Genomic DNA, 18,684 nt, shown 5'->3' with positions numbered 1-18,684 from the left:
GCTCTTAGTTGTTCCAAGCCTCGGGGGCGAACAGATAACCCTGTCCCCAGACGGTTTTAATTCTGAAAGGGGTTTCAATATTGTCGTTGAGCTTTTTACGCAGTCTTGAAATGCGCACGTCTATCTTTCTGTCTTTACCATCAAAATCAATGTTCAGCAGTAATTGATAGATGTACTGACGGCTCAGCACTTGTCCCGCCTGTGAGGCCAGCAACCACAGGAGTTCAAACTCATGGCTGGTGAGGTCGACTTCTTTGTTGTCGAGGCGTATAGCATGAGTGTGGGGATCGATGCTCAGCTTACCAAAGGTCAGGCAGTGGGATTCAGCTTGTGGCGGTTGGTTTTGGCGACGTAATAGGTTGTTGATACGGGCAACCAGTAGTGCTGGGTCGACGGGTTTCACCACGTAGTCGTCGGCGCCGAGTTCTAAACCTTTGATTTGATCTTCGCTAGAGCCCAGAGCGCTCATCAGTAGGATGGGGCCGGCAAAGTAATCGGGCAGCTTTTCACACAGGCTTAGGCCATCGATACCTGGCAACATAATGTCTAACAGTATGATATCGGGCTTGTAGTTGATTAAGCGGGTTAGGACTGTGTCACCACGGCGCTCGACTTCTACGTGCATGCCGTGGGATTTCAAATAATCTACGATTAAATTCGCAAGACGGACATCGTCTTCAACCAATAACACTCTGTGGGGTGATTGTGGATTCGTCATTAAAATAAACTCCAAGGGTTACGGTAACGTCTGCGCACCTGAGGCTGCGAGGTTGACGTGATTTTTAATTTGGCTCCAGCCAGTGTTTGATTGGTGTCCTTACTCACTAAGACAAATTGAATATCGTTTAATGTACTAATATTCAAAGTGATTTCGTGTTGCTCTAACGATTCGCTACACCATTTGGGATAGGCGTTATTATCGGACAAGATACAGACTAGCTCGTCGTGGGCGAGTTGCCACTGTAACTCGACACGGATCTCACAGGCTTGGCTTTCATCCCCTGTGATACAAATTTCCGGGGTCAGTTTTAACTTTGACTCTTCATCCGATGCGGCAAGTACATGGCTTGGCCCCATCAAGCTCACGCTTAGGCCTAACCAGCACAGCATCCTGATATGAAGGGGAGTCACTAGTGTCAGAACCTATACGCTGCGCCAATAAAATATGTGCTGCTATAGTCTTGATCGAGCAAGGGGCTGGCGGCAATTTCGTCTGCAAGTTGTGTGTAGCGGAACGCAAACAGCAGATCCCAGTTATCAGTTAAGATATAACGGGCTGTCATTTCTATTCCCTTATTCCAACCAGCATCTGCATGGTAATGTTGGCTCCAATAAGCGTTTTCACTCGGACGTACACCATAGTAATAGTCGACGACATTGGTACTTTTCCAATCAAATACGAGCGACATATCCATGACCCAGCGGGTTAAATGCCAACCATAGGTCCATTTTATTTGTGCTTCAGCGCCTTGATGTACGTTAAACATATCATGGGTGTAGGCTAATCTAACTACACCTAACGGGCTATAAATAAAGGCTTCAGCACCGCCCAGCATGGTAAAATTTCGCGATTCTAAGGAGTTGAATACTGGATCAGGCTCAGTGCTGAGGGCCGTATTGGTGGCGAGCATCTTGGCTTCTTCCTGTGAACTGCGCTTCAAAAAGATATTCGAGGGATCCCAGCGATAAAAATATGCCCTGTCCATGCTGTAGCTAGTGACTAAATTTAAGCTGAAATAAGGCTTCTCGAGCAGGCTATAGCCTAAGTTGCCATTATCAAAAAACCAATGTTCACCATAGTAAGCCACGGTCGGAATAAAAAAGACCGGAATATCATCAAAATCCCGCAATGGATTGGTCTTTTGTCCCCAGCCGACCGCCACGCCTAAATCCCAGTTACGCATTTGAATGCATTCATCTTTAGTGACGCACGGCTCTTTCGCCATTCCTATTGAAGGCAGGCTAAGTGCGGCGAGTAAGATAAACAGTTTTCGATACATGATTTTGCGTTCGGGTGTAATGTCGGTCGGTAATGGTCAACAGATTAGCATTTTATGCTTAAATCCACAGTGCTTTCACCTGAAGGGATGCAAAATGATACAGATATCATATAAATAGCTGATATGTAGATTACGCAATCAATTGAAAGACAAAATAAAAGCCTCAGAGGCCGTCGTTTAACACTTTTACGTGGTTGGATTTTTGTGTCTTATCTGTTGGCTTTTATTGTGGTTATTGTTGGCGATTTGCTTGTTGCCAATAAAAATGCCATTCAGGATGTGAATGGCATAAGGACAAGGCGCTAAAACCCGAATGAGCTTATAGGCTAAAGGAAGTAAAAACGATCAGTTAAGTTCTTTGACGGTTTGATAACCCATTTCAGTAAGCTGGTCATTCACGCAGTCGAGCACGTATTGCTTAAGCTCGGCATTTTCGACCTGATCTTCAGAGGCCATTTGTTGGCACACTTCTGTCAGTTGAGCGATATCATTTGCAGGGGCGGGTGGAAGAGTCGATTCGTCGGCAAAGGTTGCGAAACTCATAAGTGCCGACAGTGTGATAACAGCTGATAAGGTTTTCATTTTATTTCCTTTAGTTATTGATAGTTAACAACAGCCTAACTGGTTTCCCATCATGCCGCTGCGTCAACAGATAGCAATCTATCACTGCTATTATTTTTTAGATATAAATAATTTTTCGCTAATTTGGTGAGCCATTTTTGCCAGCAAAAGTCGCTTGTTTTATGGGCAATTTTATCGACGATTGAGGCCTGTTTTGCAAAGATGAATTAGCCGCACAATGCCACTCAATCGGTCGTCACTCAATCGCGTCCACTCTTGCGCCAAGCTTTGGCTGCTTCCATTAAGACTCTCTAAAACGGCTTAAGTTTCCTTGCTACACGCGTCTAAATGTTATGAATTTGTCTAAAACTAGACTTATCTCATCTTTGATAGCGTTATGAGATGGAGTTAATGTTTTTCTGGCTTTATCCCTATATGAGCTAACGTTATTTTTAGGTGGGAAAATGGGAAGTTTGAAGCCGAGCAAAATTAACCGATAAATTAGATGTGGCGCACTCTTTATGTCGATGTTTTGTAGTTGTTTGAATCTTATTGGATTAATTTTTGAACTTTAGGTTTAATTTGGTTTGTCTGTTTTTATCTGTATGATTTTTAACGGTTAATTATTGTTTTTCTTCGGTATTGATATTTTGGTTGTGATCACATTGGTAGTTATCTAAAATTCGCCGCTTTTTATAAAAGAATTAGTATCTAGGATTTGGCTAGGTACTGAGATTAACTTATTTATTTTTGGGGACTTTCTGTGTCGACACAACTGGCGAATCCTGCTCCATTAGGTTTAATGGGCTTTGGTATGACGACTATCCTGCTGAACATTCACAATGCGGGTTATTTTCCGATTGATGCAATGATCTTAGCGATGGGCATTTTCTATGGCGGACTCGGCCAAATCATCGTTGGCATTATGTGTTTTATGCGGGGTGATACCTTTGGGACAACCGCATTCACTTCTTACGGTTTATTCTGGCTAACTTTAGTCGGGCTGATTTTAATGCCTAATGCCGGGATTGCGGCGAGCCCAACCCACTTTATGGGATGGTATTTAACCCTGTGGGGGATCTTTACCGCCTTTATGTTTGTAGGCTCGCTACGCTACCCAAGAGCGAAACAGTTTGTGTTTGCCTCACTCACTATTTTGTTCTTCCTGTTGGCGGCAAGAGATTTCACTGGCAGCGCCTTGATTGGCACTATCGCGGGTTTTGAAGGGATTATCTGTGGTGCAAGTGCGATTTACTTTGCCATGGCGCAAGTGCTTAACAATGAATATGGCCGCACGATTTTGCCGATTGGTGAGTTAAAGGCAAAGGCTTAAGCGTCATTCTAGGTGGTGAATATTTAACAAAAAGGCTGAATCATTCAGCCTTTTTGTTTTTGGAAGCTACTACCGTTTAGGTTAGATTTTTGCCTTAATAAATGCGCTACAGGTCTCATCTAAACTGCGATTCGAAATATAACTGGTACCAGTTTTATGGGTGATCAGAAAACCTTTTTCCGTTGGCACAATCCGGTAAATATCCGTCCAGAGGATCTGGCTTTTAACGTATTGTGATTGGGTGCTAATCCCTTGCTCATCGACAACCAGCGTGACCTCATTATTGGCGGCCTTACTCATCATCTGCCGCATCAACCACCAGGCTTTGCTGTATTTCACATTCAAGGCTTCAATGACTCCAAGCCCGACAAAGAAATAGGCCAGATAGAGGCTGATATCCGCAAAAATCAGTGCAATACCAATGAATCCAAATCCCATGGCTTTATAGTAAGGCTTGAGTGTGGGATCGAGTTTAACTGACTGGGTGTAACACTCGTCAAAATGCGCTTTATCTAAGATATAAGTAGTGGAATAACAATAAGGTGTTGTCATCGAGTTATCTAATATTGGAAAGCCTGATTGTGCGCTAGTTTAGCGGTTTAGTCTGCCAAAGTAACGATTTTTAGGCTGGCGTCGATGGGAAGAACTGGCTCGGAATACTGGGTTTATGTATCCCGCCGCCAATAACCTTACTGCTTAATAACGATTGCGTTCATTGGGCATATCGCTGAGATATTCGACAAACTCGACCTCAAAGCCATGGGCATCGAAGAAGTAGATATTGCGGCGGAAGGGGTCTTCCATGCCATCTTTGGCTATCGGAAAACCGGCTTGGGTCAACCTTGCTATCACTGCATCTAGATCACTCACCACAAAGGCAAAATGGGCTAAGCCAATCTGATGACCCGTTAAGTCGCGGTTTTCGCCCTCACCGTTATCGCTAAAGGCAATGTATTGATAATCATCGCCAAAGTGGATCCAATTGCGCGGCTTGCCGTACCAAGTCCCTTTATCTCCGCCACGGACACGCCAATGTGGGAAGGCTGCTTGATAAAAAGTGAGTGCTTTGGGGATGTCGTCGACGACTAGGTTGATGTGTTCTAAGTGGATCATAATGCGTTCCTTGTAATGATTTTAATCAGTGTGATTCACATCCAAGCTGCTTACATACCGTAGCAGTATTCCTGCTGCTTGGGGTAGGGTTGATGAATATGGCGTTGGCGTATCGGCGCTAAGGCTTGGGCGTATTGATGCAACATAAATAAGCTATATTGCACTCTTTCCCTGAGGTTGATATCCCGTGTGCCTTGGGGTGTAGCGTTGAGTACATTCTCGACATTACGGATGATCAAATGGTCGGGAATGGGCACCAATTTATTGTTTTTGAGTGCATTCATTTTGACTTCCACAATGGGGTAAGCTCCGCTAATGCCGCTACAAACTGAAATCAGCAACACTGGCTTATGGGCGGTTTCCTGACGGCTACACATCAATAGGAAGTTTTTAAGCAGTGGCGATGCCATTCCACCCCATTCGGGCGTAATCAAAACGAGGGCATCCGCGGCATCGACTTTTCGCTCAATCTCAGGCCAATGTTCGCCCTTGTTGTCCTCTTCACCGTCCCAAAAAGGCAGATTGAACTGGCAAAGTTCTAAGTGATGGATAGCGTCGTAACCGACACTGTGGGGCGATAAAAAACTGGTTTCGGCTATGTATTTCGCGACTTTAGCGCTTTGCGAGTTGGCTCTTTGACTGGTGCTGATGATGAGTAAGTTCATTATGTAAACCTATTTGTTTATAAATTATTTATAAGGTAATTACTTTATTTAATCTTGTAAAGGATAAAATAAATAAAAAACTTTATTTATTCTGTTAAAAGGTGGGCGATTAAGGGATAATCCGAGGCGAAGAGCGGAGAGCGCATATGAAAACCACTGATAAGATTATTCAATTACTCAAGCTGCACGGTCCTTTAACGGCAAAGACCCTAGCGGAAGAACTGGCCCTGACCACTATGGGCGTCCGGCAGCATTTGCAGGCCTTAGAGGATGCGGGTGATGTTGATATTGAAGATAGAGTCGAAGGCCGTGGACGCCCAACCCGATATTGGGGATTAACCGAGCAGAGTCGCAGTCACTTTGCCGACCGCCACAGTGAGCTTAGTTTGCAATTAATTGATTCTGTTAAAATGATATTTGGCGATCAAGGCCTAGATAAACTGATCGAGCATAGGGAGCAAACGGCCATGCAGCAGTATCGCAGTGCGATGCTCGGCATGACGGATATTGCAAGTCGTCTAACGAAACTGGTGGAGCTGCGTACCCTCGAGGGCTATATGGCGACGCACGAACAAGCCGATGGCGTTTTCTGGTTGCTTGAGAATCACTGCCCAATTTGCAGTGCAGCGACTAAGTGCCAAAACTTTTGCCGCTCCGAACTGCAACAGTTCCAGCAATTATTTGCCGATATCGCCATTGTAAGCCGTGAAGAGCATATCATCGACGGTGCTCGTCGCTGTGCCTATCGCATTGCGCCTTTATCTTAGAGTTGGGTGGTGTGATGCAATCAAAACGTGGTCGTCTCGATAGATACCTTGCTGTTAAGTTACAAATTCACCGTAAAGCCGTGCGAGAACTCTTGCTGGCGGAGCGAGTGTATGTGGATGGTGCGCCTGCGAAAGCGCTCGATCTGCTGGTGGATGAATTTTCCCACATTGTGTTTGATGGGCAAGTCTTACAGGCCAACCAGCCAGTGTATTTGATGTTGCATAAGCCCGTTGGCGTGGTAAGTGCTACCAAAGACAAAGAGCATCGCACTGTGATTGATTTGCTCGATTGCGATACTCGCCATGAGCTGCATATAGCAGGGCGGTTAGATTTAAACTCTTCGGGCTTATTGCTGCTAACCAATGATAGCCGTTGGTCCGAGGCGCTCATGTCGCCTGAGCAAAAAGTGGATAAAATGTATCGGGTGACTCTGGCAAATCCTTTGAGCGAAGACTATATCGCGGCATTCGCGCAGGGCATGTATTTTGGCTTTGAAGATATCACCACTCAGCCAGCACAGCTTGTTATCCTCGCCCCCCATGTGGCAGAGGTGACCTTAAGAGAAGGAAAGTATCATCAAATCAAACGGATGTTTGGTCGTTTCCGTAATCCAGTGGTGGGATTGCATCGCCTTTCTATCGGTGAGATTACCTTGGATGAAGCCTTAAAGCCGGGCGAGAGTCGTATGTTGACAGCAGAGGAGGTAGATTCTATCTATCTTGCAGGGACGTCAGCTTAACTCAGTACTTATGGAATAAGTTTAAGCCACCTTACCTTGCGGGAAGATGGCTTCATGCTTTCGTTATCTTTCGAAGATGGATAACAAAGTTGCAGCTTTAGAGTTCGGCATGGGGGCCAAAGACTTCATAGTGCATTTGCTCGCTAGGTACACCAAGGGCGAGTAATTGCTGCTTGATCGAGGCCATAAAGCCAATGGGGCCACAGAAATAGTAATGTGCGTTGGTAACGATTTTATCGGCGACTGAGGTTAAGTTCATCGTTCCTTTGAAATCATAATCTTGGCCTAAAATGTCAGTTGCTTTCGGCTCGCGGTACCACACATGGCTGACAAGATTAGCGTGTTGAGCGAGTTTAGTGTTAATCGCCGCTTTAAACCCATGTACGTCACCATGTTCGCAAGCGTGCAACCAAGTCACTGTGCTTGGGTGTTTTAGTTTTAGTAGCTGATTCAACATGCTCTTCATTGGCGTTTGTCCAACACCCGCCGAAATTAACACTACAGGTGTCTCTGGCTGAGCGGTTAGGGTGAAGTCTCCTGCTGGTGGCATAACAGCAAGGATATCGCCCACCTTTAACTCATCGTGAAGCAGGTTCGACACTTGGCCATTAGGCTCACGTTTTACACTAATGCGGTAGCTTTTCCCGTTAGGTGCGTCGGACAGCGAATACTGGCGAATCTCATCGAAATCGAGCTTAGGATGTTGCAGCTTAATGCTGAGGTATTGTCCTGGGATAAAATCTTTTACCGCTTGCCGATCGACTGGCGCTAATACGAACGAGGTAATCACGGCCGACTCGGCTGTTTTCTCACGAATAACAAACTCACGTTCACCTGACCAACCGCCATCTTGCTCTGCGCTTTCTTGGTAGATCTGCGCTTCGCGCTGGATAAAAATATTGGCTAAAAACTGATAAGCATCGCCCCATGCGGTGAGCACTTCTTCGGTAACCGCCTCTCCCCCCAGCTCTTTTAGCGTGGCCAGTAGATGACCGCCGACGATGGCATATTGTTCTGGCTGAATTAAAAATCCTGTGTGCTTTTGGGCAATGCGCTCGACGGCCGTACCTAATGCACCTAGGTTATCGATGTTCTTCGCATAGGCTGCAACTGCATTAAATAAGGCTACAGGTTGACCGCCAGAATGTTGATGAGCCAAGTTAAATACATCTTTTAACTCAGGATTATGGGCAAACATCCGTTGGTAAAAATGCTGGGTGAGTGCAGGACCTGCTGACTCGAGAAGGGGAATAGTGCTCTTAATAATCTGGATGGTACGGCTATCCAACATAGTGAATCCTTAACATGCTTTATTTATGAATGTTATTCAAGTTTAAAGATTCATTTGATTTGGATCAATAAAAATCATAGTAAAAACTGTTAGACGGAATGTCATCTAAAGATAAAAAGTCAGCAGAATAATCAGCAAAGAGACTGGCACAGCAGGCCTGTGCCAGCGATATGAACTAGAGCCTGAATGCACTCACCTGATTACGCATACTGTTGGCAAGCTTGGTTAGATTGATCACCGACTCACTCAGCTCTAAGGCCGAATTAGTGGAGTGTTCGGCAATATCGCTAATGGCAATAATGCTACGGTTGATGCTCTCGGCCACACTACTTTGCTCCTCGGCAGCCGTGGCGATATGGGTATTCAATTCAGTGATATTGTCGACGGATGCGACAATCTCTTTCAGTGCTTGGCCTGCCTGATTCGCCTTGTCGTTGGCATCATCAACTTGATTAATCCCTACTTCCATCGCATTCACCGCTTCTTTAACCCCTTGTTGCAGAGTGGCGATCATCGCTTCAATCTCTTGGGTCGATTTTTGGGTGCGCTGTGCCAATGTCCGGACTTCGTCGGCTACGACGGCAAAGCCTCTACCTTGTTCTCCGGCGCGGGCCGCTTCAATCGCCGCATTTAATGCCAGTAGATTGGTTTGTTCGGCAATGCTTTTGATCACATCTAATACTCGGCCGATGTTTTGACTTTCATTGGATAAAAAGCCAATCACTTGCGCCGTTTTTTGAATTTGCTCAGAAAGTTGCGACATGCTGGTAATGGACTGCATCACAATGTGATTACCATTGGCGGCGTAATTATCGGCATCCTTAGCTGAATCCGCTGCCGCTGCGGCGCTTTGAGCCACCTCGGCAACCGTGGCCGTCATCTCATTCATGGCGGTGGCGGTTTGTTCGGTTTCAGCCTGTTGCTGCTGCATTCGTTTGTTGGTTTCTTGGGTAAAGCTACCAAGCTCTGTGGCCGAGCTATTCACAGTATTTGCCGCCTCAGCGATGGAGTGCAAAATTCCCCGTAAATGTTCAATAACCTGAGTGAGGCTAGTGGAGATCTGTCCGAGTTCATCATCGTTGAAGGTTTTAAACTTCACAGTGAGATCCGAGTCTTGCCGAATGATTTTCAGGTTTTGAACTATATCGCGAATAGGATTCATCACACTGCGATTGACCCAAAGTCCAATCACTATGCTGATCAGCATTGCCATCCCTGCGAGAATAATAAATATGGAAATGGATGATTGATAGATACTTTTTACGCTATCTCTTTCTTGCCCAGCGATCTTAATTTGCAGGTCAATCAGTTCGGAAACTTTACCGCTGATAGGGTCGATGGCGTTATATAAAGGCAGTATTTTGTCATTGAGTTTATGGACAACATCCCCATTAAAGCCCCTGAGGTAAGTGATTAATTGCTCTATCTGATCGTTGGCAGGAATAAATAAGCGTTCGGCTTGCTGGGCGAGTTGAGACTCTTCTTTGGTCAGCTCAGTGGCGAGATACTTTTGCCAGCGTTGATTGACGGTAGATTTGGCACTGCTAAGGGCATCAATGGCCTGTGAAGCACTAAACCCGCCCGCATTAGCCTTGTTTGCCGCATCAATTACATCCACGGCATATTTGTCGGCAATGACTTTAAGATCATCAAGGGGGACGACGCGGTCGTTATAGATACGTTCGACGCCATATTCGATTTTTCCCATCATGTTGATAGCGATAAAACCGATAGTGAGCAGCATGACAAGTGGCACGAGAATGCCAATAAACATCTTTTGTTTTATTTGTAGACCATTCATATGGATTTCCTCGGTGAAACAAGGGAGTCCTTTAGGCAGAGCTCGAGCTGTCCCTATGATGAGTCTGTATGAATAGTTATAGCAAATTTAAGGAAGGTGATAAGTTACTTAAGGAAATTTAATCGCAGATACAAAAAAACCTCGCTAAGCGAGGTTTAAATGTTGGTACAGATGAGAGGACTTGAACCTCCACGCCCGCAAGGGCACTAGCACCTGAAGCTAGCGTGTCTACCAATTCCACCACATCTGCATTGGTATCCGACATTGTGTCGAATTTTAATTTGAATCGCAATTTGGTACAGGTGAGAGGACTTGAACCTCCACGCCCGCAAGGGCACTAGCACCTGAAGCTAGCGTGTCTACCAATTCCACCACACCTGCACTGTACTTTATTGCGATTCTTTAACACTGGTCGCTAAGGCAACCAATTTAAAGATGGTGCCCGAACCCGGAATCGAACCAGGGACACGAGGATTTTCAATCCTCTGCTCTACCGACTGAGCTATTCGGGCGACGGGCGCAATTTAAAGGCTTTTCGGCTTTTGAGTCAACTGATTTTTACGAAATAATGTAAAAAGTGGTGCGGTTGGATAAGTTTTACTCGAATAGCGTATTTATTGGCTCTTACCCAGATGAAAAGGAACTTGGCGCGCTGTAGAACCTAAAAGGGAAGGAGCGTGAAACGCCGAACAAAGGAAAAAAATGCCCCTTATAAAGGGGCATTTACGCTTAGTTCGATAAGATTTCGTTGTTTGGGAAGTTAGCTTGCATTACCATGAGCACGTTTTGCTTCAGTTGGTTCTGACCTAACTCGCCATAAGCTTCTGCCATAATCTCCAGTGCACGTTCCGTTGAAGGAGTGCCGGGATATGTTTCCAACACAGATTGAGCACGAACGGCCGCAGCACTCCAAGCGTTCATTTTGATATAATACTCAGCAACTTGAATGGAATATTTTGCTAAACGGTTTTTCAGCGACAACATGCGTTTTTGCGCATCGGCAGCATATTTGCTGTTGGGATAGGTTTTGATTAAACGATCAAAATCCTTAAAGGCATCTTGGGCATTTTTAGGATCGCGATCGGTTCTATCGATATTCAACATATCGTGGAACAGATAGCTGTCCGCCTGCATATTGACGAGTCCACGCATATAGTAGACATAGTCGATATTCGGATGGGTTGGGTTTAAACGGATGAATCTGTCAATGTTGGCAATGCCAGAGGCAACATCGTCCATTTTGTAATAGGCATAAATCAGATCTAACTGAACCTGAGTTTTATGTGGTCCGAAGGGAAAGCGTGAGTCTAACGCTTCCAATGAACGGACGGCTTTAGAGTAATTGCCAAGTTCCATGGAGGTTCTTGCCTGAGAATAGAGCACATCAGGTGAGGTTTTGGCGGCAATATCGTTATCTTCAGGACTGCTGCTACAGGCTGATAACGCTAGCGAAAATAGGACTAAGGTTAAGCCTTTGGAGAATTTATACATACTTGAATTCAATTCTTTATAAGTTGTAGTTAAGAATTTTTCCATTTCACGATAAAATAGAAAGCATTCGATTGTAACAGATAGCACACATTTTTTGACCCCAAAATGGGGATACGGTTCCTATGACACAAGAGATTAATCTAAAAAGCGAGATTTCGGCAACACAAACTGGCCTGAGATTGGATCAAGCACTGGCTGAGTTGTTCCCAGATTACTCGCGCACGCGCATCAAGGAATGGATCCTATCTGATGCAGTCTATGTTGATGGCGTGATGGTGAATAAGCCGCGCGAAAAGGTATTCGAGCTGCAGCGCATTGAAATTAATGCCACGCTCGAAGAAGAAGTGCATGCGGCCGCACAAGCCATTGAGCTGGATATTGTCTATGAAGACGATGATATCTTAGTGATCAATAAACAAGCGGGCTTAGTCGTTCACCCCGGTGCAGGCAATGCCGATGGCACTTTGATGAACGCGCTGCTGCACCATTGCCCGAATATCGAGCACGTTCCACGTGCGGGTATTGTGCATCGTTTGGATAAAGACACCACAGGTTTGATGGTGGTAGCCAAAACGGTTGAAGCGCAAACCCATTTAGTGGCCGCACTGCAAGCCCGTGAAATCACCCGTGAGTATGAGGCGATTGTCCTCGGCACTATGACGGCGGGCGGTACAGTCGATGAGCCTATTGGTCGTCATCCGACAAAACGTACCCATATGGCGGTGCATCATTCGGGTAAACCCGCAGTGACTCACTACCGGGTAGCGGAAAAATTTCGTAATCACACCCGTTTAAGATTGCGTTTAGAATCGGGCCGTACTCACCAAATCCGTGTGCATATGGCATATATTGGCCATGTCTTGGTAGGCGATCCTGTTTATGGCGGCCGTCCAAAACCACCCAAGGCGGCGAGTCCTGAGTTTTTTGAGATCCTGAAAAACTTTAAACGCCAAGCACTGCATGCGGTGCGTTTGGAGTTAGCGCATCCTGTGACTTGTGAAATCATGAGCTGGACCGCGCCTATCCCTGAAGATATGGTGATTCTGACTAAAGCGCTGCGTCAAGACACCTTAGAACACCCAGTCGAGTACTAAGCTATGCTGCTCCACGATTGGCCTGTACCGGATAATGTGGCAATTGCGATGACTGACCGCCACGGCGGTGTGAGTCTCGCGCCCTACGATAGCCTGAACTTAGGGCTGCATGTGGGGGATGCGCCGCAGCAGGTATTGGCTAATCGTGGCATGTTGGCGAAACAGTTAGGGCTTGCGACTGAGCCTGTGTGGTTGGAGCAAGTCCATGGCACTCAGGTGGTTGATTTGGCGGATATCGCCCCAATTAATCTTGCCCAAGAAGCTCAATCTAAGAGTGTGGCCGGGCAAGATGCGCCACCTTTGGTGGCCGATGCCAGCTATACCGACCTCGCAGGACGTGTGTGTGTGGTGATGACCGCCGATTGTTTGCCAGTACTTCTGTGTAACCAACAAGGTACTGAGGTCGCCGCTGCCCATGCCGGCTGGCGCGGACTCTGTGATGGAGTGATTGAGGCGAGTGTGGCTAAGTTTACCTCTAAGCCAAGCGAGCTGATTGCCTATCTAGGGCCTGCCATTGGGCCCGAAACCTTTGAGGTTGGCGCCGAGGTGCGTGCTGCTTTTATGGCAACAGATCCAAACGCTGCAAACTGCTTCGTCGCTCAATGTCAGGCAACTAAGCCTGACAAATACCTTGCCGATATTATCGGATTAGCCAAATTGCGCTTAAAGAAACTGGGTATTACCCAGGTCTACAGCGCCGATATTTGTACAGTCTCTAGCCCTGATTATTTCTCTTATCGCCGCGATAAAATCACTGGCCGCATGGCTTCATTGATCTGGCTTAAGTCTTAGGTTTATTCCCCTACAATTTGTATTAATTTCCCGCCGTCTTGCTTGAAATCGGTTAAATAGCCCCCATCTTTTAACTAACAAAATGTTATACCTAATTTGTGAGTTTTAGGAGGCTGTATGCGACTCGATCGTATGACCAATAAATTTCAGCTTGCCATCTCAGATGCCCAGTCGCTCGCGCTCGGGCGTGATCATCAGTTTATCGAACCGTTACATTTGATGATGGCGCTGCTGAACCAGGATTCTGGTTCTATCCATCCTTTATTAACCCAAGCTGGCATTCGGGTGAGTGCGCTGCGCTCGCTGTTGAGCCAAGAGCTTGAACGTCTACCGCAGGTCGAAGGCACTGGCGGCGATGTACAATTATCCCAAGGTTTAATTCGCTTATTAAACCTGTGCGACAAGTTGGCGCAAAAGCGTAAAGACAAATATATCTCCAGTGAGTTATTTGTTTTAGCGGCACTCGAAGGCAGCGATGCCTTGGCGCAATGCTTAAAGAAATCCGGCGCCACCAAAGAGCTGCTCGAGCAAACCATTGAGCAAGTGCGCGGCGGTCAGAATGTGGATGATCCTAACGCGGAAGATCAACGCCAAGCGCTGAAAAAGTTTACCGTCGATCTCACTGAGCGTGCCGAACAAGGCAAACTTGACCCTGTGATTGGTCGCGACGATGAAATCCGCCGCACCATTCAAGTGCTGCAACGCCGCAGTAAAAACAACCCAGTGCTGATTGGTGAGCCTGGCGTGGGTAAAACCGCGATTGTTGAAGGCCTCGCGCAGCGAATAGTGAACGGTGAAGTGCCTGAAGGGATTAAAAATAAACGCGTTTTATCCTTAGACATGGGCGCACTGATTGCGGGCGCTAAATATCGTGGTGAGTTTGAAGAGCGTTTAAAAGCCGTGCTTAACGAGCTGGCGCAGGAAGAAGGCCAAGTGATCCTCTTTATCGACGAGCTACACACTATGGTGGGCGCGGGTAAAGGTGATGGCGCCATGGATGCGGGCAATATGTTAAAGCCTGCACTGGCCCGTGGCGATCTTCACTGTGTGGGCGCGACCACTCTCGACGAATATCGTCAATATATTGAAAAGGATGCCGCCCTTGAGCGCCGCTTCCAAAAAGTATTAGTGGATGAGCCTAGCGTGGAAGATACCATCGCGATTTTGCGTGGCCTCAAAGAGCGTTACGAGCTGCATCACCATGTGGAAATTACCGATCCGGCGATTGTAGCGGCGGCCACCATGTCGCACCGTTATGTGTCGGACCGTAAATTACCCGATAAAGCCATCGACTTGATTGACGAGGCGGCATCGAGCATCCGTATGCAGATGGATTCTAAGCCTGAATCCCTAGACAGATTGGAGCGCCGAGCTATCCAGTTGAAACTGGAAGAGCAGGCATTAGCCAAAGAAAACGATGAGGCGAGCCGCCGTCGACTCGAACATTTACGTGTCGAGTTGCATGAGGTTGAGGCTAAGGCGTCGGAGCTTAATGAAATCTGGCGTACCGAAAAAGCGGCGCTTGCAGGGACTCAGCATATTAAAGCCGACCTTGAGCAGGCTCGGATGGATTTAGAAGTGGCGCGCCGCGCGGGCGACTTGACCCGTATGTCCGAGCTGCAATATGGCCGTATTCCCGAGCTTGAAAAGCAACTGGACTTAGCATCGCAAGCCGAAATGCAGGATATGACACTGCTACGCAATAAAGTTACTGACTTAGAAATTGCCGAAGTGCTATCAAAGGCGACGGGCATTCCGGTTTCTAAGATGCTTGAAGGCGAGCGTGAAAAGCTGCTGCAAATGGAAGTGGCACTGCATGAGCGGGTGATTGGCCAAAACGAAGCCGTGGATGCGGTGGCCAATGCGATTCGCCGTAGCCGTGCAGGACTTGCCGATCCGAATCGTCCTATTGGTTCGTTCCTGTTCTTAGGACCAACAGGTGTGGGTAAAACTGAGCTGTGTAAGTCGTTGGCTAAGTTCCTCTTCGATACGGAATCGGCCTTAGTGCGCATCGACATGTCTGAATTTATGGAGAAACACGCGGTTTCCCGTTTAGTGGGGGCGCCTCCGGGCTATGTCGGCTATGAAGAGGGCGGTTACTTAACCGAAGCGGTACGCCGTAAGCCTTATTCGGTGATTTTGCTCGATGAGGTGGAAAAGGCTCACCCAGACGTGTTTAACATTCTGCTGCAGGTGCTGGATGATGGCCGCTTAACCGATGGTCAAGGTCGTACCGTCGACTTTAGAAATACGGTGATCATCATGACCTCAAACTTAGGCTCTGACATTATCCAAGAAGGATTCGGTCACCTAAGTTATAGCGAAATGAAGAGCGCGGTGATGAATGTGGTTACCCATAGCTTTAGACCCGAGTTTCTAAACCGGATCGACGAGTCAGTGGTATTCCATCCCTTGGATGCGGAAAATATCAAGCATATTGCATCTATCCAAATTGCTTCATTGCGTAAGCGTTTGGCAGAGAAAGACTATACGCTGGAGATCACCGACGAGGCATTATCGTTAATCGCCGAAATTGGTTTCGACCCAGTCTATGGCGCAAGACCGCTGAAACGTGCCTTACAGCAAGAGATGGAAAACCCATTAGCGCAAAAATTATTACGTGGCGATTTACTGCCCGGCAAACCGATTAAGGTCAGTTGCGCCGGTGGTGAGTTGGTATTCGAGCAATAATTTACGCGGATGCTTACCGTGCTAAATGCAGCTTAACCTAAATAAAAAAACCGAAGTCTTAGACTTCGGTTTTTTTATATCCAAACGCTACAGATAAATGTGCGGTAACCCTAAAAGAGCAGCACACGATAGTGTGGCGTGAGTATCAAGGTTTACATGCAGCTACAACAAACGCAGAACGTTATTTCTTATCGCAAAACAGTTTTATCCGCTGCTGATTCTCGCTAATTGCCGCTTGGCGCTCTTCTTCAGTCATTGCGACCGGCTCTTTATTACCTTCTTCTTGGCGGGTGAGCTTGGTATGAGTCGTTAACACATCTAAATTATGTTTAGCGTTTTCACAAATCGTTTCGGCTTGCTTAGCGTCTTTCTCTTTAATTAACGCTGCTGACTTTTCGGACTCGGACATTTCAGGGGGCGCATCTTTTTTAGCGGGAGCGATATAGCCAATTTTACCAGGCTCGATATCTTCGCTATAAAGTTGCTGCGTTTTGGGTTGTTCCTGCTCCGGTGGCTGCTGACTGTAATGGGTGACACCATTCTCATCGACCCAAGTGTAAATCACCCCGGCGAATACGGGCTGAGTGAGCAGCATTAAGCATGCAATCCGCAGAAACATTGCGCTAACCTTGGCTTTTCTTAACATAAAAATCATCCCTAAGGGTCACCATCGACATGATAGTAAAATATGCTATCTTGAAGCCTACTTCCATTTCAGCTCATAGCTTTATAAGTGTATGCAAAATTCCTCGAATCAAACAGTAAAGAATAAAGGTATCTATTTACTGCCGAATTTATTCACCACCGCCGGCTTGTTTTCCGGTTTCTATGCTGTGATTGCCTCTATGAATGCTAACTTTGAAGCGGCGGCGATTGCGATTTTTGTGGCCATGATTTGCGATGGTTTAGACGGCAGAGTGGCAAGATTAACGAACACGCAAAGTGACTTTGGTGCCGAATATGACAGCATGGCAGACATGGTGTCCTTTGGTATGGCACCTGCATTACTCGCCTACAATTGGGCGCTTGCGGATTTAGGCAAAGTTGGTTGGCTTGCTGCATTTATCTATTGTGCGGGCGCAGCATTAAGGTTGGCACGTTTTAATACCCAAGTTGGCGTGGCTGATAAGCGTTATTTTCAAGGCTTAGCGAGTCCTGCAGCAGCGGCAGTAATTGCCGGTAGCATTTGGCTTGGCAATCAGTACAACCTCGATGGTAAGAATATCAGTTGGATAGCCGGATTGATTACGGCCACCACGGGGTTATTAATGGTGAGTAATTTCCGTTATCACTCATTTAAGGAAATTGACTGGCGCGGCAAAGTGAATTTCATTGCGATTTTATTTGTGGTTGGCGTGTTTGTGGTGGTGTCGGTGCAACCAGCATTAATTCTCTGTATCGGTTTTTACCTCTACGCCATTTCTGGGCCAGTGATCACTATTCGCACCGTGAGAAAACTAAAAGTGGCGCACATTGTGGGCGATGGAGAGCATGAAAAGGAACAAGGCACGGGAGAGGGCACCAAGAGTTCGACAAATTCTACGGATAATCCTTAGCCCGACAGCTTCAATACAAGCAAGCGTTATTCAATGAGTCTGTTCTACGGTTCAAGAGTCGTTATTCTTGAACCGTTTTCCTCATTTGACAGCTATACATCTATATATACAAAAGTTTTAAAGCGCCCATTCTTAAGGCTATTCGATCTATAGAATTCCCTGCACATCCATGCCGCATATGCCAAACTTATCAACCCGAGTGACAAAGATTGCAGTATATTTATCCGATATTTGTAGTTTTGCTGGTTATTTGCTCACTTGACGTGATTTGTTAAAAAAGCCCTTGCACAAAAAGTTCTGCTGCCTATAATGCGCATCCACTGACACGGCAGACAGCGAAAGCAAGCGCGGTGACAGTGCGAATCGAATGCAAAATGTGCAGTTGATTCGAAAGCCTCAAGAAGTTTGCAAAAACGCCTTGACGCGACAAGGGAAATGCGTAGAATACGCAGCCCTGACCCGCTGAGCGGTAACGCGAAAGCCGAGGTCAAATGCTCTTTAACAATCTAAACAAGAAATCTGTGTGGACACTCACAGGTGTTGAGTTAATCGAAATTACTCTGCCGTTTGGCGAGTAATCAAAGAATTAAATCAATGAATGAGTGTTCATAGCAATATGTACAACGACTTATTAACTAAGTCGATTCAGAATTCATTGAGTCGAATCTTCGGATTCACAAAACTTTTAATTGAAGAGTTTGATCATGGCTCAGATTGAACGCTGGCGGCAGGCCTAACACATGCAAGTCGAGCGGCAGCACAAGGGAGTTTACTCCTGAGGTGGCGAGC

The 18,684-nt window shown here is 46.4% G+C and carries 18 protein-coding genes, 3 tRNA genes and 1 rRNA gene; 8 read left to right on the top strand and 14 right to left on the bottom strand.

The genetic code is table 11. The annotated features are described in order from the left end of the window. Window positions 1-4: 4 nt before the first annotated feature. The 4 genes from L2713_RS07210 to L2713_RS07195 form a co-directional block, all read right to left on the bottom strand. On the bottom strand, window positions 5-718 hold the full coding sequence (locus L2713_RS07210; protein ID WP_011073412.1) for a winged helix-turn-helix domain-containing protein: 714 nt from the start codon (window positions 716-718) through the stop codon (window positions 5-7). Beyond that, on the bottom strand, window positions 718-1,110 hold the full coding sequence (locus L2713_RS07205; protein WP_164717969.1) for a DUF3019 domain-containing protein: 393 nt from the start codon (window positions 1,108-1,110) through the stop codon (window positions 718-720). The genes L2713_RS07210 and L2713_RS07205 overlap by 1 nt, the downstream gene beginning before the upstream one ends. A gap of 26 nt (window positions 1,111-1,136) precedes the next feature. Further along, the gene (locus L2713_RS07200; protein WP_248967423.1) at window positions 1,137-2,000 is read right to left on the bottom strand and encodes a MipA/OmpV family protein; all 864 of its coding nucleotides are present in this window, start codon (window positions 1,998-2,000) and stop codon (window positions 1,137-1,139) included. Between the two features lie 345 nt (window positions 2,001-2,345). After that, on the bottom strand, window positions 2,346-2,582 hold the full coding sequence (locus L2713_RS07195) for a hypothetical protein (protein ID WP_011718003.1): 237 nt from the start codon (window positions 2,580-2,582) through the stop codon (window positions 2,346-2,348). 742 nt (window positions 2,583-3,324) lie between these two features. Between L2713_RS07195 and L2713_RS07190 the strand changes: the two genes are divergently transcribed. Continuing rightward, entirely contained in the window at window positions 3,325-3,894 is a 570-nt protein-coding gene (locus L2713_RS07190) for an acetate uptake transporter (protein WP_089067174.1), read from the top strand. Window positions 3,895-3,975: 81 nt separating this feature from the next. On the opposite strand, the gene L2713_RS07185 is transcribed toward L2713_RS07190, so the two are convergent. The 3 genes from L2713_RS07185 to L2713_RS07175 form a co-directional block, all read right to left on the bottom strand. Then, a complete protein-coding gene (locus L2713_RS07185; protein ID WP_248967422.1) occupies window positions 3,976-4,446 on the bottom strand; it encodes a YcxB family protein in 471 nt (156 codons plus the stop codon). 144 nt (window positions 4,447-4,590) lie between these two features. Next, the gene (locus L2713_RS07180) at window positions 4,591-5,007 is read right to left on the bottom strand and encodes a VOC family protein (protein ID WP_248967421.1); all 417 of its coding nucleotides are present in this window, start codon (window positions 5,005-5,007) and stop codon (window positions 4,591-4,593) included. A gap of 50 nt (window positions 5,008-5,057) precedes the next feature. Next, entirely contained in the window at window positions 5,058-5,672 is a 615-nt protein-coding gene (locus tag L2713_RS07175; RefSeq protein WP_248967420.1) for an NADPH-dependent FMN reductase, read from the bottom strand. A gap of 146 nt (window positions 5,673-5,818) precedes the next feature. Between L2713_RS07175 and L2713_RS07170 the strand changes: the two genes are divergently transcribed. Both L2713_RS07170 and L2713_RS07165 read left to right on the top strand, forming a co-directional pair. After that, a complete protein-coding gene (locus L2713_RS07170; RefSeq protein WP_248967419.1) occupies window positions 5,819-6,439 on the top strand; it encodes a helix-turn-helix transcriptional regulator in 621 nt (206 codons plus the stop codon). A 14-nt stretch (window positions 6,440-6,453) separates the two neighbouring features. Next, entirely contained in the window at window positions 6,454-7,179 is a 726-nt protein-coding gene (locus L2713_RS07165) for a pseudouridine synthase (RefSeq protein ID WP_248967418.1), read from the top strand. 97 nt (window positions 7,180-7,276) lie between these two features. Here the strand turns inward: L2713_RS07165 and hmpA are convergent, their stop codons facing one another. The 6 genes from hmpA to L2713_RS07135 all read right to left on the bottom strand — a co-directional run bounded on the left by hmpA (window position 7,277) and on the right by L2713_RS07135 (window position 11,762). Further along, a complete protein-coding gene (gene hmpA, locus L2713_RS07160; protein WP_248967417.1) occupies window positions 7,277-8,470 on the bottom strand; it encodes an NO-inducible flavohemoprotein in 1,194 nt (397 codons plus the stop codon). A gap of 175 nt (window positions 8,471-8,645) precedes the next feature. Beyond that, on the bottom strand, window positions 8,646-10,271 hold the full coding sequence (locus tag L2713_RS07155) for a methyl-accepting chemotaxis protein (protein ID WP_248967416.1): 1,626 nt from the start codon (window positions 10,269-10,271) through the stop codon (window positions 8,646-8,648). 163 nt (window positions 10,272-10,434) lie between these two features. Beyond that, window positions 10,435-10,521: transfer RNA gene (locus L2713_RS07150), tRNA-Leu, on the bottom strand. Window positions 10,522-10,565: 44 nt separating this feature from the next. Next, window positions 10,566-10,652 (bottom strand) — tRNA-Leu (locus L2713_RS07145). A gap of 55 nt (window positions 10,653-10,707) precedes the next feature. Then, window positions 10,708-10,783: transfer RNA gene (locus L2713_RS07140), tRNA-Phe, on the bottom strand. A 217-nt stretch (window positions 10,784-11,000) separates the two neighbouring features. Next, the gene (locus L2713_RS07135; protein ID WP_039978513.1) at window positions 11,001-11,762 is read right to left on the bottom strand and encodes an outer membrane protein assembly factor BamD; all 762 of its coding nucleotides are present in this window, start codon (window positions 11,760-11,762) and stop codon (window positions 11,001-11,003) included. A gap of 122 nt (window positions 11,763-11,884) precedes the next feature. Between L2713_RS07135 and rluD the strand changes: the two genes are divergently transcribed. The 3 genes from rluD (at window position 11,885) to clpB (ending at window position 16,339) form a co-directional block, all read left to right on the top strand. Further along, window positions 11,885-12,856 (top strand): 23S rRNA pseudouridine(1911/1915/1917) synthase RluD, encoded by a 972-nt coding sequence (gene rluD, locus L2713_RS07130; RefSeq protein ID WP_011623739.1) that lies wholly within the window; start codon window positions 11,885-11,887, stop codon window positions 12,854-12,856. A gap of 3 nt (window positions 12,857-12,859) precedes the next feature. Beyond that, window positions 12,860-13,648 carry a peptidoglycan editing factor PgeF gene (pgeF, locus tag L2713_RS07125; protein ID WP_248967415.1) on the top strand — a complete coding sequence of 263 codons (789 nt, stop codon included), beginning with the start codon at window positions 12,860-12,862 and terminating at the stop codon, window positions 13,646-13,648. Window positions 13,649-13,765: 117 nt separating this feature from the next. Further along, window positions 13,766-16,339 carry an ATP-dependent chaperone ClpB gene (gene clpB, locus L2713_RS07120; RefSeq protein ID WP_011623737.1) on the top strand — a complete coding sequence of 858 codons (2,574 nt, stop codon included), beginning with the start codon at window positions 13,766-13,768 and terminating at the stop codon, window positions 16,337-16,339. Between the two features lie 181 nt (window positions 16,340-16,520). On the opposite strand, the gene L2713_RS07115 is transcribed toward clpB, so the two are convergent. Further along, window positions 16,521-16,985 (bottom strand): DUF4124 domain-containing protein, encoded by a 465-nt coding sequence (locus tag L2713_RS07115; protein WP_109287875.1) that lies wholly within the window; start codon window positions 16,983-16,985, stop codon window positions 16,521-16,523. Between the two features lie 91 nt (window positions 16,986-17,076). Here L2713_RS07115 and pssA point away from each other — a divergent pair, with 91 nt between their 5' ends. Then, entirely contained in the window at window positions 17,077-17,895 is an 819-nt protein-coding gene (pssA, locus tag L2713_RS07110; protein ID WP_248967414.1) for a CDP-diacylglycerol--serine O-phosphatidyltransferase, read from the top strand. Between the two features lie 686 nt (window positions 17,896-18,581). Continuing rightward, a 16S ribosomal RNA gene (locus tag L2713_RS07105) occupies window positions 18,582-18,684 on the top strand; the annotation flags it as partial.

The organism is Shewanella seohaensis (assembly GCF_023283775.1).
Taxonomy (GTDB): domain Bacteria; phylum Pseudomonadota; class Gammaproteobacteria; order Enterobacterales; family Shewanellaceae; genus Shewanella; species Shewanella seohaensis.
The sequence above is the reverse complement of the archived record's forward strand: the minus strand, read 5'-3'. Positions and strand labels throughout refer to the sequence as shown.

Coding starts and splice junctions, on each gene's coding strand:
- L2713_RS07210 (WP_011073412.1), bottom strand. CDS start 718: ATGACGAATCCACAATCACCCCACAGAGTGTTATTGGTTGAAGACGAT.
- L2713_RS07205 (WP_164717969.1), bottom strand. CDS start 1,110: ATGCTGTGCTGGTTAGGCCTAAGCGTGAGCTTGATGGGGCCAAGCCAT.
- L2713_RS07200 (WP_248967423.1), bottom strand. CDS start 2,000: ATGTATCGAAAACTGTTTATCTTACTCGCCGCACTTAGCCTGCCTTCA.
- L2713_RS07195 (WP_011718003.1), bottom strand. CDS start 2,582: ATGAAAACCTTATCAGCTGTTATCACACTGTCGGCACTTATGAGTTTC.
- L2713_RS07185 (WP_248967422.1), bottom strand. CDS start 4,446: ATGACAACACCTTATTGTTATTCCACTACTTATATCTTAGATAAAGCG.
- L2713_RS07180 (WP_248967421.1), bottom strand. CDS start 5,007: ATGATCCACTTAGAACACATCAACCTAGTCGTCGACGACATCCCCAAA.
- L2713_RS07175 (WP_248967420.1), bottom strand. CDS start 5,672: ATGAACTTACTCATCATCAGCACCAGTCAAAGAGCCAACTCGCAAAGC.
- L2713_RS07170 (WP_248967419.1), top strand. CDS start 5,819: ATGAAAACCACTGATAAGATTATTCAATTACTCAAGCTGCACGGTCCT.
- L2713_RS07165 (WP_248967418.1), top strand. CDS start 6,454: ATGCAATCAAAACGTGGTCGTCTCGATAGATACCTTGCTGTTAAGTTA.
- hmpA (WP_248967417.1), bottom strand. CDS start 8,470: ATGTTGGATAGCCGTACCATCCAGATTATTAAGAGCACTATTCCCCTT.
- L2713_RS07155 (WP_248967416.1), bottom strand. CDS start 10,271: ATGAATGGTCTACAAATAAAACAAAAGATGTTTATTGGCATTCTCGTG.
- L2713_RS07135 (WP_039978513.1), bottom strand. CDS start 11,762: ATGTATAAATTCTCCAAAGGCTTAACCTTAGTCCTATTTTCGCTAGCG.
- rluD (WP_011623739.1), top strand. CDS start 11,885: ATGACACAAGAGATTAATCTAAAAAGCGAGATTTCGGCAACACAAACT.
- pgeF (WP_248967415.1), top strand. CDS start 12,860: ATGCTGCTCCACGATTGGCCTGTACCGGATAATGTGGCAATTGCGATG.
- clpB (WP_011623737.1), top strand. CDS start 13,766: ATGCGACTCGATCGTATGACCAATAAATTTCAGCTTGCCATCTCAGAT.
- L2713_RS07115 (WP_109287875.1), bottom strand. CDS start 16,985: ATGTTAAGAAAAGCCAAGGTTAGCGCAATGTTTCTGCGGATTGCATGC.
- pssA (WP_248967414.1), top strand. CDS start 17,077: ATGCAAAATTCCTCGAATCAAACAGTAAAGAATAAAGGTATCTATTTA.